Below are 15,704 nucleotides of genomic sequence, written 5' to 3' on the forward strand. Positions count from 1 at the left end.
CCCGGACGACGGACCGATCATGTCGAACTTCTCCTGGCTCCAGGCCTCGAACGACCCCTATGGCGCGGTCTTCGAGACCGTCGGCGGGCTGACCGAGCGGATCAAGGACGCGCTGGAGTCCGACTTCGGCGCCGTGGCCATCCGCGGCGAGGTCTCCAACCTGGCGCGGCCGCGCTCCGGGCACCTGTATTTCAGCCTCAAGGACGACGAGGCGTCCGTCCGCGTCGTCATGTGGCGGAGCGACGCCCAGCGCCTGCCGTTCGACCTGGCCGACGGCCTGGCCGTCCGGCTGCTCGGCCGGCTGACGGTCTACAAGCCGCGCGGGGAGTATCAGGTCGTCGCCCAGGCCGTCGAGCCCGAAGGGATGGGCGCCCACGAGCTGGCCATGCGGCAGCTCCTGGCCCGGCTCTCGGCCGAGGGCCTCTTCGACCCCGCCCGCAAGCGCCCCCTGCCCCGCTTCCCGCGCCGGATCGCCGTGGTCACCAGCCCCACCGGCGCCGCCGTGCGCGACCTGCTGCAGGTCACCGGCAGACGCTGGACCGGCACCGACATCCTCATCGTCCCCACGCGCGTCCAGGGGATCGGCGTGGGCCGCGAGATCGCCGCGGCCGTCGCGCTGGCCGGCTCGGCGCCGGGGGTGGAGGTCGTCATCGTCGCCCGAGGCGGCGGCAGCGCCGAGGACCTGGGGCCGTTCAACGACGAGGTGGTGGCGCGCGCGATCGCCGCCTGCCCCGTCCCGGTCGTCGCCGCCGTGGGGCACGAGATCGACGTGACGATCGCCGACCTGGTGGCCGACCGCCGCGCCCTGACCCCCAGCGAGGCCGGGGAGCTCGTCGTCCCCGACGCGGCCGAGATCGCGATGCACCTGGACCGGCTCGGCCAGGCGCTCCGCCACGCCGGCTCGGCCCGCCTCCGCGACGCCCGCGCCCGGCTGGACGCCCTGTCGCGCGACCTGGCCTCGGCCGCCATGCACGACATGGAACGCCGCCGACACCGGCTCGACCGCCTCAAGATCTCGCTCGACGCCCTCAACCCCGAGGCCGTCCTCGCCCGCGGCTACAGCCTGACCCTCGCCGAGGACGCCCGGACCATCGTCCGCGACCCTTCCCAGGCCCCCGCCGGCACCCTCCTCCACACCCTCCTCGCCGCCGGTCGACTCCGCTCCCGCGTCGAGGATTGACCCCCTTCGCGCTCAAGCGCGCGGCCTCCCCCTCCGAAGACGCCATCGGCCTCTTCCGCGCGGATATCTCCGGCGCGTGACCGACGTTATATGGTCGCACCCCGCCGGGGTTCTGGATAATCCGCGAACCCTACGCGCTCGGGGTACTTTAAGACGACAAACCCCTTGACGCAGCCCAGCGAAGGGATACATGTTAGGCTATCAAGGGCGAATTCCCTTCATTTTCGCCCGCGCGACCCGGGCCGAATGAAACAAAGGCCGGGCCGGGGGGATCGCCGAGCGGATCGATCCCGTCGCCGTCATCCAGCCTCTCTTCATCGACGCAAAGGGCATGCATCAATGAGCACCGCGACGACGCGACAAGGTGGATCTTCTCGGGGTGGGCGTTGGGGAGGCGGGCCGGCCCGTCGGAGTCGTCGAAAGGGCGAGACGGCGCGGCGGCTGGAGATGCTGGAGGACCGCCGGTTGCTGGCGGCGTCGATCTCGGCCGACGTCGCGGGCCTGCTGCGTTACGACGGCGAGGCGGGCGGGGCCGAGACCCTCGTCGTCGAGCAGCTCGGCGCCGTGTATCGGTTCGATTCCACCGCCGACATCGCCATCGGGTCGCTCCCCGCGGGGGTGACGGCCGAGTACCCGAATCCGGCCGACCAGACGGTGGTGGACGTCGTGGGCATCACGGGCATGGACCTGCTGGTGAACTCGGCGGGGAGCAAGTACGCGGCGCCCGGCCTGGACGTGGCGGTGAACGTCTATGATGCCGTGCCGGAGGCGAGCTACACCCTGGACTACGGCGTGGCGGCGAGCGCCTCCGTCACCATTTCCGCGGGCGCCAACTCGCCCCTCACCGGCGACGTCCAGTCGCTGAGGATCGCGACGACGGGCGACGTCTACGCCTATCACCTCGCGAACAAGTCCGCCATCGTCTTCAGCAACGCCCCCTCGCTGTCCGGGTACCAACTAACCGTCGCCTACGCCTCGGGGACGCCCGTCGCCGGGCTGAACAGCCTCACGGCCAATCAGGGAGCCGGGCCCGACACGGCCCAACTCACCCGACTCGTCCCCGGCGCGACGTTCTTCCTGAACCAGTTGTCGGGGCACGACACGGCCCGCCTGACGCTCGCCGGCACGGAGGGGGCGACCTCGACGTGGCTCGACGGGGGGCTCGGGATCGACTCGCTGTCCATCGACGCCGGCGGGCTCGACCTCTCGGCGTCGGACTTCTCCGTGAACCCGGACGGCTCGGTCTTCATCCAGGGGGCCGCCCTGCCCGGCGGGCTGATCTCCTACAATGATTACCAGAGCATCACCGTCGACAACGTCGGCGACAACCGGGCGACGGACCTAGAAGTCGAGCCGATCAATGCCGTGCAAGGCGTGCCGCTCGTCAACGAGCCGGTCGGCACGTTCCGGACCAACTCGACGACGGCGAGGGCGGGGGACTTCGTCGCGACGATCCACTGGGGCGACGGCTCGTCGTCGGCGGGGACGGTCGTCCAGGACGCCTCGTTCCCGTCGCTCTTCCACGTCCTGGGGTCGCATACCTACGCCAACCCGAGCCCCGGGCTGCCGGTGACCCTGAACGTGCGGTCGCTCTCGACCACGACGACGACGATGGTCGGCTCGGCCCCGGTCACCTTCATCACTTCGAACGCCCTGGTGAACGGGGTGGGCGACCTGGCGACGGTCACGGCGACGACCCTCCCCGCGCTCGCGCCCACGGTCTACGGCGTGCCGATCCACGGCGTCGAGGGCCGGCCGCTGAACGGCGTGCTGGTCGGGGCCTTCACCTCGTCGGCGACGGCCAGGGCGGCCGACTTCGCCGCGACGATCGCCTGGGGCGACGGCGCGACCTCGGCCGGGACCATCGTCCAGGACGCCTCCAACCCGTCGATCTACCACGTTTACGGGTCGCACGCCTACTACGCCCCCGGCCAGGGCCTGGCGACGACGATCACCGTGAGGGGGCTGGCCGCCACGTCCCAGGAGTCGGTCAACGGCGCCATCGTGACCTTCTTCCGCCCGGCCGGCGCGCCCGTCTCCCAGGCCTCCCAGGCGTTCATCGACGACGCGCCGATCGACGTCTCCGTGAGCGCCTTCAACGGCCACGAGAACATCCCCATCGCCACCGGCGGCGTCATCGTCGCGACGTTCACCGACCTTGGGGGGATCGACCCGACCCTGGCAAACCCGGCGGCGACCTACACCGCCACCATCTACTGGGGCGACGGCTCCTCGGGCGTCGGCGCGGTCGCGATCGAGCGCCTCGGGACGTCGGCTCGCTTCGTGGTGAAGGCGGCGCCGCACACCTACGCCACGCCCGGCTCGTACCCCGTCACCGTGGTGGTGGCCCAGGCCGGCGACCCGAACCTCGGCATCGGCTCGAACACCGCGACGATCGCCGACGCCCCGCTGAACCGGACGCCCACGCAGCCGGCGATCGCCTCGGCGACCGAGGGAGTCCGGATCGTCGACGCGGTGATCGCCACGTTCGTGGACGCCAACCCGCTGGCGACCACCGACCAGTACGAGGTGACGGTCGACTGGGGCGACGGCTCGGGCCTCCAGGCGGCGCGGGTGATCCAGCCCGGCGGCGTCGGCACGCCGTTCCAGGTCATCGCCTCGCACACCTACGCCAACTCGATCCCCGCCGGAGGCTCGCCGAGCGTTTACGGCCCCGGCCCGCTCCCCTTCGCGTCCCCCGGCGGCGATTACGTCCTCATCGTCTCCGTGCGCGACACCTTCGGCTCGGCCGTGAACCTGTACAACACGCTCACGGTTTTCGACCGGGCGCTATTCGTCAACGGCTCCCTGGATTCGGCCTCCGACACCGGCGCCTCCAACTCCGACGGCATTACCAACGACGTCACCCCGACGTTCACCGGCCGGACCAGCGAGGGGAACGCGACGGTCTTCGTCTACGCCTCGAAGGACGGCGGCGCGCCGATCCCCATCGGCTCGACGACCTCCGACGCCTCCGGCGCGTGGAGCTTCACGCCGTCCCGGGCGCTCGTCGACGGCGGCTATGTGTTCCAGGCCCAGGCGTACGACGCCGGCGGCCACTCCGTCAGCGACCTGGCGACCCTGAACGCCGGCCTGGTGGTGATCGACACCGTCGGCCCGAAGGTGACCGACGTGCTGTTCGACAACGTCCGCGGCCGGGTGGTCGTGACCTACGCCGACGCCGGCGGGGTGGCGGACGCCGGCGCGGGCCTGGCGATGGCGACGGTCCGCGACGCCAACAACTACCGCTTCCTCCGCCAGTCCCACCCGCTGAGGCGATGGGGGGTGAACGCGATCACGGTCGACCCGGGCACGGCGACCGGCGAGCAGGTCGCCACGCTGACGATCAACGACGGCCGGGGCATCCGCGGCGGTCGTTATTCCTTCCGGATCCTGTCGGTCGACCCGTCGAACCTGACCGGCGTGCGGGACGTGGCGGGCAACGCCCTGGACGGCGAGTACTACGGGTACTTCCCGTCGGGCAACAACGTCAACGGCGGCGACTTCGCGGCGTACCTCGACGCGATCCACCGCACGATCCTGCCGGCCCAGGGCCAGGTCGGCCGGGCGACGCCCGTCTCGCCCCCGGGCCGCCCGGCGACCGGCCGGTTCATCGCTCGCGGCGGCGCCCCGCTCCCCTCGGGCGCGTCCGCCGTCCGCATGGCGATGGCCCGCCAGCCCTTCACCGCCGCCCGCGCGGCGCGGCTCGCCCGCTGATCCCCGGTCCCCCCGCGCCTCCATGAACAGGCGCGGGGAGCCTCACCGCTTCCCAGGACGCCCCAGACCGTCTAGCATCGCATGGAGGACCGCATGCGCCCGGGATCGAATCCCCGGCGAGGGCGGCCTCGCGTCGTCGTCGGCCAGCACGCCCGGGAGCGTCCCATGCACCAGGATTTCCTCTCTTCGTTCCGCGGTCGGTCCCACGCCCTTGGGCCCCGGCGGGCCTCGCGACGGAGGCTCGCGCTGGAGTCCCTGGAAGACCGACGCCTCCTCGCCGCCTCGCTGGGCGTCTCGTCCGGGACGCTGCTCTTCCAGGCGACCGGCTCGGCGATGAACCTGTCAATCTCGGTCGACCCCGCGACCGAGATCTACACCCTGACCGACCCGACCCAGGCAATCACGCTGGGACCCGGGACCGGCGCGTGGACCCTCTCGCCCGACGGCCACGCGGCGACCGGCCCGGCCTCGTCGTTCTCGACGATCGTCGTCCAGGGGGACGCCGGGGCGTTCAACGACGTCATCGGCCTCTCCTCCACGACCGCCCCGGTCAGCATCTCCACCGGCGCGGGGGACGACGCGTTCTTCTTCTCCCCCGGCTCGATCCTGGCCCCCGTCACCCTGAGCAACGCGACCAGCGGCGGCTCAGACGGCGACTCGGTCTACTACGAGCTGAACGGCGTCGGCGGCGAGATCCGCGCGGGCGAGCTGGGCCGCGAGACCTTCCAGGGCTCCCAGCCCGGCGCGGGTCTCATCAGCGTCACGTCGGTCAAGCCGGACTTCGCCTCGACGTTCCCCGAGCCGGCCATCGGCGGCGCGACGATCTCGGTCGCGCTGAACACGCTGTACGCGACCCCCACGCCCCTCGCCACGAGGCTCTCGGTCGTCGGCGGCGAGGTCGTGGCGGCCATCACGGGGGGGCCGACGCGGAGGTTCGCCGCGGGGCTGATCGAGACGCTCACCGTCGGCGGGACGACGGCCGGCAACGCGCTGACGATCGACTACGCGAACGGCGTCCCCTACGGCGGCGGCGTGGCGTTCGCCCCCCCCGCGCCGACCGGCGGGGCGTCGAACACGCTGGCCCTCGGCGGGGGCTCCTTCACGGACCAGGCTCACACGGCCACGGCTCCCGGGTCCGGCTCCATCGCGTTCCCGAACCGGACGGTCGGCTCCGCCACGCTGACGAACGTCGTCACGTTCGAGAACCTGAGCCCGGGCGGGATCGTCGACACGGTCCCGGTCACATGGTACACCTTCACCGCGCCGGCGGGGCCGCAGTCGATCCAGGTCCTCGCCGGGCCCATCGTCGCCGGGTCCCAGACCACGCGGATCCTCGGCGCGATGGACGCCTTCGCCCCGGTCGACTTCGCGCTCAAGAAGTTTGTGACGATCAACACCGGCGACGACGCCGACGCGATGACGATCGACCTGGCCACCCCCGCCGCCGAGATGATGAAGTTCAAGGCGGCGACGGCCGGCGGCAACGACACGGTCGCCCTGCTGAACTCGATCCCGACGGGCTCGACCCACATCGACACCGGCGCGGGCGAGGCCAACCTGATCGAACTGGGCGACGCCCAGAGCCTCGCCGGCCTGCTGGGTCAGGTGCGCGTCGGGTCGAGAGAGGGGGAGGGGCAGGCGACCCTGAGGCTGGACGACTCGGCGAACGTTGCGGGCGTCGCGTACGTGATCGGCGGCTTCGACATCAGATTCGGCCCCGGCGGGCAGGGAGTGCAAGCGGACCTCGGGACCCGCGCCGTGGAGATCCGCGCCGGCTCGGGGGACGACACGTTCTCCTTCCCGAGCGTGGGCGTGGAGACCCCCGTCTCGTCCATCACGATCGACGGGGGCCCGGGGACCGACGCGCTGACCCTGAAGGCGAACTGGTCGGTGGAGGAGACCGCCTACACCACCGGGGGCGAGCTCCGCGTCGGCACGCCCATCAATTACACGAACATCGAACAGGTGACGCTGGACCTGCGCTCCGGCGGGCAGCCGTCCGCGACCGGCGTCGCGGCGCGGGCGGTCGAGGATCGGCCGTTCGTGCAGCAAACGGTGGCGCGGTTCCACGACTCGGCGCCCCTCCCGGAGGTCTCCTACGTCGCGTCGATCGACTGGGGCGACGGCTCGGGGTCCACCGCTGGCCAGGTCGTGCCCAGGGGCGACGGGGACTTCGACGTGCTGGGGAACCACGCCTACGCCGCGGCGGGGACGTACCCCGTCCGCGTGTCCCTCACGCGGGGCGGGGCGGGCTCCAGCAGGACCACGATCGTCGACGGCGTGCCGATCACCGTCCACGAGAGCAGGAACGTCACGACGACCGTCGAGACCTCGGCCGTCGTCCTGGCCGCGCCGCTGTCGGCCGCGGGCGTGGGGGCCTCGGGCCGGGCGGGGTCGCCCCTCTCGCCGATCCCGGTCGCCACGTTCACAGACGCGGGGACCAACCGGCCCCCCTCGTCGTACTTCGCCATGATCGACTGGGGCGACGGCTCGGCGGCGACCCCGGCCACGGCGATCACCGCCGCCGGGTCGCCCGGGGGGATGGTCTACACCGTCTTCGGCGACCACGCCTACGCCCGCCCCGGGACGTATCCGGTCCGGGTCTTCATCACCAAGCCCCCCCCCTCCGCCGTCCCCGGCCAGGGCGTCCCCGATCCCGGCCCCGGCGCGCAGGCCGTGGCGGCGTCCACGGCCAGCATCCTGCCGCCCGCCCTGGCCGCGGTCGCCGGGCGGCTCGACCCGTCGAGCGACTCCGGGGCCTCCAACGGCGACGGCGTCACCAACGTCGTCCAGCCCACCTTCTCCGGCATGGTCGACTCCCCCGGCGCGGCCGTGGCGGTGGTCGCCGCCTCGCCGTCGGGGGCGCAAACCCTCCTGGGCGTCGTCCAGGCCGACGACGCCGGCGCGTGGCGGATGACCTCCAACACCGCACTGCCCGACGGCTGGTACTCGATCACCATCCTCGCCGCCGACCGCTACAACCCGGCGATCTACGTCGAGAACGCCCTGACGCAGCCCCTGCTGATCGACACCTACGGCCCCAAGGTCGTCGCGACGGCGTTCCAGCCCCAGGCGGGCTCCGTGCTGGTCACGGTCCAGGACTACGGCGGGGCGGGCGGCGGCTCGGGCCTGAACCTGGGGACCCTGGCCGACCCGTCCAACTTCGCCTTCAGCTTCGTCTCGACCACGACGAGGGGCTACAGGCCGCCGGCCCGCTGGCTGATCGGTCCCAACGCGATCTCCCCAGGGACGCCGACCGGCCCGCAAGCCGTCACGGTCCTCGTCAACGGCGGGGCACCGATCCGCGGCGGCGTCTACCAGCTCGTGATGCGATCGGGCGCCGCGGCGCTCCCCAGCGGCGTGCAAGACCTGGCCGGCAACGGGCTGGACGGCGAGTTCCACGCCGCCTTCCCCACGGGCAACAACGTCGTCGGCGGCGACTACGTCGTGAGGCTGGACTCGATCCACAATCGGGTCTTCCCCCCCGGGACGACCGTGGGCCCCGGCCAGCCCCGCCCCACGCCGACTCCCCGACCGACCCCGACGCCCCGCCCTCGGCCCACGCCGACTCCGCGGCCTCGCCCGACCCCGCCCGTCCGGCCGACGCCTCCCGTCCGGCCCCAGCCGCCGCGCCCGACCCCGCCGCGGTTCGTCGGCCGCTGAGGCGGGCCCCCGGCTTGGCCGGTCGCCGAGAAGTCGCTAAGGTGAGGGGGTGGACGGTCCCGCCCCCTCGCCCCTTTCCCTCTCGAAGCCGAGCCCATGCCCGACGAGCCCGAAATCCGCTTCGAATCCGCCCTGGCCGAGTTGGAGACCCTGGTCGACGCCCTCCAGCGCGGCGAGCCCGAGCTGGACTCCGCGCTGGCGAAGTACCGCAAGGGGGTCGAGCTGCTCGGCCGCTGCTACGGCCTGCTCGAACGCGCCGAGCGCTCCGTGGCCGTCCTGACCGGCCTGGACGAGAGCGGCGAGCCCGTCACGTCCCCCTTCGACCCCACCGCCACGATCGACCTGGCCCGCTCCGCCGCCGCCGTGGCCGTCGCCACCTCCGAGCCCGAGCCCGAGGTCGAGCCCGAGACCGACCCCGAGCCCCCCGCCCCCAAGCCCCGCCGCAAGCGCGCGGCCAGGGCCGAGGAACCGCCCGCCCCCGCCCCTCCGGCGGCGGAGTACGACCGCTTCGACCCGCCGTTCTGAATCCCGGCAACTTCTCTCAAATCGCCGTCTCTCGTCATTGGCTGAAGATTGTTAATTTTTTTGGCCCGCTTTCTTCCGGCACGACCATGGGATACAATAGTACTGTGACGCTTCATGCGGTCCCTTGCATGCTCAAAAGCAACCAACCTTGAAAGCATGACAAGGATTTCCAATTCCGGATGTTTCTGGAGCAAGCGAGGTCACCATGGCGAAGAGCACGTCCAAGCAACTACGATCTATCGTCAGCAATCCTGCAACGAGCCACCGGGTAGTTCAGGCCTGGCTGATAACCAAGAAACAAGAAGTCATCAACTCGCATGCCAAGCCGCAAGCGTCCTCCAAGGAGAGTCTAACCGCATCTCAAGGCAGTAAGAAACCTTAACCGCGAATCCAATCCGAGCTAATATTCACCTGAGCTGCACAGCAACTAGGGGCAAAACATTGCCTTGCCCTTTAAGCCAAGAACCTTTGTCTTTCCAGTCATGAATCTTATTTTCCAAGCAGTAGCACTTCTTGCCTTCATCCTACCAGGACTACTGTTCCGTTCTGCTTACAAGCAGGGTCTATGGAACTACCCTCTCGGTCGATTAGGTTCGTTCACAGAACAAGTTCCGCGGAGCTTAGCCCACGCAGCGTGGATTAACTTTGTGTGGGCATGGGCAGTAGGTCGAATACATCATGCCTGGCCGTCCACCATCCAAGACATCAATTACAAGGCAGTTATATATTGGCTAACCAACAAGTTTGGCTCGAACGACATGTATTTCGATACTGCCGTCAAATCTCTGACAGACCACCCTTCGCAAGTTTTTTTGTATTTTTTCTTTATGTACGCGTTTTCTATAGCGTGCGGATGGGCAATGTATGGAGCCGTAAGATATCTCAAACTTGATCGATACGTCCCGGCCCTTCGCTTTGACAACGACTGGCACTACCAATTACATGGCGAAATCCTTGATTTTCCCGATTATATTAAACGCGGCGGGACAGCTGATATTAAACACAAGGATCGGGGCTGGACAATTGTTGTTGCCGTTGTAGACCTAAAGGACCAAAGCTGCCTTTACTCTGGCATACTGATCGACTTCTTCTTCGACCAACATGGCAATATTGACCGACTATTACTAGTAGGGGCGATGAGACGCAGTTTCGACAAGGATGCGGCTGGCGATGACATTTGCTCGGAAAGCATAGATCCGGCGAGATGGTACAAAATTAAAGGCCATTATTTTGTACTGAGAATGTCAGAAATAAAGACTCTTAATTTCGATTACATAGCTGCCAAGGATAAGGAGGTCGAGGACATTGCGGCAGACATGAACCGCGATCTAGATTTGGAACTAGCAGAACTAGAAGAAGAGGAAGCAAGACGCCGCGAAAAGCACGTAGAAGATTTGCTTCGCGAAATGAGAGACCAGATCGAGGATGCGTTGCCCTTAGTAGATGGTCCAACTGTCGAAGACCGTGCACCATCCGAATCTCCAGACCCAGGTGCTGAAGAATCGTCGTCCTCATAGGGATCTCAACGGCCCGAAGGCCCCCATTTCCCGACGTCGGCTCGGTCTTGCAATGCTTCCGGCTTCGAGTCGCAGGCGACCTGCATGGCGAGGTGCCCGGGGATTTCGCCATCATCCCCGGGCACGCCAACTCTAAATAGAGTCGGCATAAGAACGAGTAAGCGGGCGATATGCCTCGCATCCCGGCGAAAGCCCGCTTCGGTTAGGCTGGGGCCGCCCCGTTTACACGGGCCGAGGTGTCGAACGGGTGCGCAACGACTGCGCCACGGAAGATGCCCCGGCGAAGTGTCGCGTCCCCGTGTCGCGCATAGCCCTCAACCGCTCCTATGGGCCGCCAACTCACACAAGGCGAAGGTGGCGGCCCTATATGCGCGTGTTGCAAGATCAATACAATTTGTCAGACATACCCGCTCAGGCGAGGGCGTCGCGGCAGTACTGGGCGCAGCGGGCGACCTCGGCGACGGCGGTGGAGCCGGCGGGGATCTTGTATTCGACCTCGATGTCGGCGGGGAAGGTCCACTTCTCCCGCTTCATCAGCCGGAGTACCTCCTTGATGGGGGTCTGACCCTGGCCCCAGGGGAGGTTGCCGCCGTCGACGGTGCGGTCCTTCAGGTGGAGGTTCACGATGCGGTCGTGGTACTTCTCCAGCACCGGGATCGGCGACTTCCCCTTGGTGCCGGCGAAGTAGTGGCCGATGTCGAAGCTGTAGCCGATGAACGGGCTCGCGTCCAGGATGGGGTCGCGGCCGTCGAGGATCGGGTAGTTGTTCGCGTGGTTGTGGAAGCCGATCCAGACCTCGTGCTTCTCCGCGAACGGGGCGAGCCGACGGGCCATCTCCTCCGAGCGCTCCAGCGTGATGCCGGCGCAGCCGAGCGCCCGGGCGACCTCGAAGGCCATGTCGATCCCCGCGTCGGTCTTGCCAAACGGGATCTTGTGGACGTGGATGTTCACGCCCGCGTCGTTGTAGAGCTTCCGCATCGCGGCGCACTTCTCGAGGATCGCCGAGCGCTCGGCGTCGGTCAGCGGCGCGTCCGGGTCGCTCGGCAGGCCGGTGAACCCGCGGACCGGCCCCTCCTTGATCTCGACCTCCCCCAGCCCCGCATGCCGAAGCGCCTCCAGCGTCCCCTCGGCGTCGTCAACCTCGCCGCGGTAGCTGTACGTAATGCAGCCGACGCGCACCCCGCCAAAGCCATCCCCCGCCGCCGCGCGGGCCGCCCCCCCCCGCGACATCCCCGCGAGCGCGACCGACGCCGCCCCCAGGAAGGACCGACGGGTCAACAAGTCGAGCAGACCATCCCGAACGCCCATGGCATCACCCCGACCGGCCGAGCCCCACGGATCTCAAGTCGACGCGCCCCTCGGCGCGGCCCCATTGTCGCCGGGCGGGACGACCGGGGGAAGCGGCTCGTCATGCTAGCGGCCAAAGGATGATCCTTCGGCCATGGGCTTAGAAGATCGGCCCGGACCACGCCGGCCGGCGAGGAGCCGGATGCCGACGGGTCGAATGGAAGGGGAAGAGAAGCTGCCGAGTACACCCGATAGGATTGGAACCTATAACCCTTAGCTCTGAAGGAGCCCCAGGGGGTGGCGCCTCTCGCCCCTCCCCATGCCGGCAAGTCCTTGCCAGAACGGAGATTGTAGCAAACCTTGATCTCCCGTCGATCGCCTTGATTCCGGTGGTTGACGGCCGAAAATGGGGCGGTTGAGGGGCGAATCCGGTAGTCGACCGGCCACGACGCATGCTAGGCCGTCGATGAAAGGCTACGGGGCGTCACCCCCAAGGCAGGCCGAACGGCCAGAGTCGGCGGGCGAAGGCCCTCAGGCGACCTCTAGCCCTGGCCGCCTCGGCCTCGATCGCGAAGCCGCCCAGGGAATTGCGGACCTCTCGCTCCGAAGCCGGAGTCGGGTCCTCGCCCCGGATCCTGGCCAGGACGCCCCAGATGCGGTTCGCCTGGAGCCTGGCAGCCTGGAGCAGCTTCAGGTCGTCGAACCTCTGCGCGGTACCCCCGGCCTCGACGAAATGCCGCTTGTGCCGCTCATAGGCCGCGAGCGTCTCGCCCCACTCGTCGCCGCTCGTGGCGAAATCCCGTTCGCCGGGATCGCCCGAAAGCGTCGACTCCGCTTCCGGGGAGGGGTCGTCGGCCCGACTCGAATTCGCGTCCATGGTCTCGAAGTCCTTCCGATGGATCCGCCCGCGCGGGAGATCGCGGGCCGCCTGTCCGCATCGCACTCTTCATTGTATCAAAATTTTTTGATTTCACAATACAATACACCCGGCCCCGCCGGCGGTCCTCGACGCCCGGTGGAGCCGCCGCGCATGCGAAACGGCCGGGCCGCCCCATTCGCGAGGCGGACCCGGCCGTCGTGCGTTTCGGAACTTCCCCCGCGTCGCGGGGTCGGGGCGATCAGCCCCCGAAGAGGTTCGCGGGCAGGCCCAGGTCGCGTGGAAGTCGGCCCGAAGGTAGACGTCGAAGTTAGAGGTGATGGGGCACGTCGCCGGGACCGAGCCTGCTACCATCGGGCGCGAGAGGGACGGCCCGGTGGTTGGCACCCCGGCGTCCAGGATCAGGACAAGCATGCCGCCGACCTTCTCCTTCAGCCCGCCATCTCGCGACCGCCCAGGGTGACGACCTGACCGGTCCCCTTGGAGCCGAATAGAAAGCGGGCCGAAGAGACAGGGGAGGCATGCGGCGATCCAAATTCGGTACGCTACCGACTTGGGCCGCGGCACCCGCCGGGGCGGGTAAACTCTGACTTGAGTTTTCGGCGGGACTTACGGAGTACACCCGATAGGATTTGAACCTATAACCTTTAGCTCCGGAGGCTAACGCTCTATCCAATTGAGCTACGGGTGCGTCGATGGGTCCTATTCCACCGTGCGGGGCCTCGTTTGTCAAGACGCCGCCGGTCGAGGATGGGTTCGGGTCGATTTGACGGGGGGGCGGGGGATAGACTGGGGGCTCGGGCGGGGGTCGGGAGCCGAGACATTTCTGGGGGCGGGACACGGTTGATCGAGAGCCTGGAACCATCGGGGCGGCGGCTGATCTTCCTGGGGACCGGGACGTCGTCGGGCGTCCCGCTGCTGGGGTGCGACTGCTCGGTCTGCGTGTCGGACGACCCGCGCAACAATCGCACGCGCCCGAGCGTCCTCATGGCGTTCCCGGCCGGCAACCTCCTGATCGACACCACCCCGGAGATGCGCGTCCAGCTCCTGCGCGAGCGGGTCTCGCGGATCCACGCCATCGCCTTCACGCACCATCACGCCGACCACCTCATGGGGCTGGACGACGCCCGCATGTTCCCCAAGTGGCTCGGCGGGCCGGTCCCGGTCTTCTGCGAGGAGGACACCCAGGACTACATCAGGCGCGTCTTCTCCTACGCCTTCCGCGAGGAGTCCCGCGACTGGCCGGCGGGGTTCGTCCCCAAGATCGAGTTCCGCCCGGTCGAGCCCTACAAGCCCTTCGAAACCCTGGGGCAGACGATCCTCCCCGTGCGGCTCCACCACGGCCGCTTCACCGTGCTGGGCTACCGCGTCGGCGACCTCGCCTATTGCACCGACGTCAACCGCATCCCCGAGGAGACCTTCGACGCCCTCCGGGGCCTGGACGTCCTCATCCTGGACGCCCTCCGCTTCGACCCCCACCCCACCCACTTCCACCTGGACGAGGCCCTGCGGGTCGTCGAGCGGCTGGCCCCGAAACGCGCCTACTTCACCCACTGCTCCCACGAGTTCGACTTCGAGCGCGTCGAGGCCATGCTCCCCCCCCACGTCCGACTGGCCCACGACGGCCTGGTCGTCCCGTTCTGAGGCGAGGCCCGGCCCCGACGCCCCCACCGCCCCGCTTACTTCAGCAGCCGCCAGCCCGAGGCGTCGACCTCCAGGCCGGTGTGCCCCTTGTAGCGCTCGTAAACCTTGTGCATCGACGGGATGTCGTCGAAGAAGCCGACGACGTGGGCCGCGCCGAACGACTCGCCGGCCTTGGTCGGCTTGCCGTGGATCTCCTCGATCATCACGATGATCCCGCCGGGTCGCTGGCTGGCCCACGCCTCATAAACGACCGACGGTTCCAGCGTCAGCCCGGCGAGCCAGGGGCCGTCCGCGCCGGTCTTCGGGTCGCGCAGGTGGTACGCCCGGATGAAGTGCTCCGGGGTCCGGTTCTGGTCGCGCCGATAACCGAACTTCAGGTCGGGCGGGAACGGCTCGAAGAACTCGGACGAGGGGATGCGCACGCCGTTGGGGCCGCCCAGGTAGCTCAGGTACATCTCGCTGAATGTGTCCCCGCGCTCGTGGCGGACGCAGCCGGGGGTGTCGTTGCGGAGGATCAGCTCGTCGACGTCGTTGACGCTGTCGATCCTGTCCATCAGGACGAAATACCGCTCCCCCCTGGGGAAGACGATCAGCTGGGTCCACGTCGATCCCGCCTTGCGGCCGGGAGCGGCGTACTCGAACTGGTAGGTCGTCTTCACGGCGACGTAGTCGTCGCCGCGGATGACCTCGGGCCGGACCGGCTTCATCCGGTGGCAGAGCTGCGGCCCCTCGACCATCCGCTTGCGATGGCTGCTGCCGTGGGCCATCAGGGCGTAGTCGCGCCGGGCCGGGTCGGTCTCGTTGGCGAACCAGGTGTAGCGATGGAGGCCGTGCCCCTCCTGCCCGAGGATCTCGTCGGGCCACTCCTCGTCGCTGCCGGGCTCCATCAGCCAGTCGATCACCATCAGGCCGTCGCCGACCTCGCGAAAGCCGGTGGCCTTGTCGAGGAACGTCCCCTTCTCGATCCCGGTCATCCACTGCTTCGGGCTGTTCTTGGGGATGACCGCCTCGAGCTGCTCGGTCTCGATCCTGATGGCGCGATCGTCCTCGACCACGTTCGCCCACGACCTCGCGGCCACGTCGTCCGCCCGCGCCCCGCCCGCCACCACGGCCACGCACGCCGCCAGCGCCAGGAAGGCCACCGACCCGCCCCGCGCGCGATCCTCGCGATTCCTCATGGAAGACGCCCCCTCGTTCCCGCGACGACGATGAACCGACAGACTCAGGCCGCGACGGCCTGAACAACATTTGTCATGCAACTTCATAGCCGCGCCGGGGGAGCGGAAGCAAGGGA

9 protein-coding genes and 1 tRNA gene are annotated in these 15,704 nt (G+C 68.7%); 6 read left to right on the top strand and 4 right to left on the bottom strand.

Going from position 1 to position 15,704, the window contains the following annotated elements; all coding sequences use genetic code 11:
* Positions 1 to 19 precede the first annotated feature (19 nt).
* The 5 genes from xseA to WG209_RS13495 all read left to right on the top strand — a co-directional run bounded on the left by xseA (position 20) and on the right by WG209_RS13495 (position 10,602).
* Complete coding sequence (xseA, locus tag WG209_RS13475; RefSeq protein ID WP_337175573.1) at positions 20 to 1,180, top strand: exodeoxyribonuclease VII large subunit; 1,161 nt, start codon at positions 20 to 22, stop codon at positions 1,178 to 1,180.
* A 447-nt stretch (positions 1,181 to 1,627) separates the two neighbouring features.
* Positions 1,628 to 4,897 carry an Ig-like domain-containing protein gene (locus WG209_RS13480; RefSeq protein WP_337175574.1) on the top strand — a complete coding sequence of 1,090 codons (3,270 nt, stop codon included), beginning with the start codon at positions 1,628 to 1,630 and terminating at the stop codon, positions 4,895 to 4,897.
* A 165-nt stretch (positions 4,898 to 5,062) separates the two neighbouring features.
* Complete coding sequence (locus WG209_RS13485) at positions 5,063 to 8,560, top strand: Ig-like domain-containing protein (RefSeq protein WP_337175575.1); 3,498 nt, start codon at positions 5,063 to 5,065, stop codon at positions 8,558 to 8,560.
* Positions 8,561 to 8,656: 96 nt separating this feature from the next.
* Positions 8,657 to 9,085, top strand: a complete 429-nt coding sequence (gene xseB, locus WG209_RS13490) for an exodeoxyribonuclease VII small subunit (RefSeq protein WP_337175576.1) — start codon at positions 8,657 to 8,659, stop codon at positions 9,083 to 9,085.
* Between the two features lie 446 nt (positions 9,086 to 9,531).
* Positions 9,532 to 10,602, top strand: a complete 1,071-nt coding sequence (locus tag WG209_RS13495; protein ID WP_337175577.1) for a hypothetical protein — start codon at positions 9,532 to 9,534, stop codon at positions 10,600 to 10,602.
* Positions 10,603 to 11,013: 411 nt separating this feature from the next.
* On the opposite strand, the gene WG209_RS13500 is transcribed toward WG209_RS13495, so the two are convergent.
* The 3 genes from WG209_RS13500 to WG209_RS13510 all read right to left on the bottom strand — a co-directional run bounded on the left by WG209_RS13500 (position 11,014) and on the right by WG209_RS13510 (position 13,457).
* The gene (locus WG209_RS13500) at positions 11,014 to 11,883 is read right to left on the bottom strand and encodes a TIM barrel protein (protein WP_337175578.1); all 870 of its coding nucleotides are present in this window, start codon (positions 11,881 to 11,883) and stop codon (positions 11,014 to 11,016) included.
* 490 nt (positions 11,884 to 12,373) lie between these two features.
* Positions 12,374 to 12,766 carry a hypothetical protein gene (locus WG209_RS13505; RefSeq protein ID WP_337175579.1) on the bottom strand — a complete coding sequence of 131 codons (393 nt, stop codon included), beginning with the start codon at positions 12,764 to 12,766 and terminating at the stop codon, positions 12,374 to 12,376.
* Positions 12,767 to 13,383: 617 nt separating this feature from the next.
* Positions 13,384 to 13,457 (bottom strand) — tRNA-Arg (locus WG209_RS13510).
* Positions 13,458 to 13,609: 152 nt separating this feature from the next.
* On the opposite strand from WG209_RS13510, the gene WG209_RS13515 reads away from it, so the two are divergent.
* Positions 13,610 to 14,410 (top strand): MBL fold metallo-hydrolase, encoded by an 801-nt coding sequence (locus WG209_RS13515; RefSeq protein ID WP_337175580.1) that lies wholly within the window; start codon positions 13,610 to 13,612, stop codon positions 14,408 to 14,410.
* A 35-nt stretch (positions 14,411 to 14,445) separates the two neighbouring features.
* Here WG209_RS13515 and WG209_RS13520 read toward each other — a convergent pair whose 3' ends face one another.
* Positions 14,446 to 15,588, bottom strand: coding sequence for a hypothetical protein (locus WG209_RS13520; protein ID WP_337175581.1), 1,143 nt, complete (start codon positions 15,586 to 15,588; stop codon positions 14,446 to 14,448).
* Positions 15,589 to 15,704: the final 116 nt, after the last annotated feature.

This window comes from Paludisphaera sp. (assembly GCF_037189885.1).
In the GTDB taxonomy this organism is placed as follows: Bacteria; Planctomycetota; Planctomycetia; order Isosphaerales; family Isosphaeraceae; genus Paludisphaera.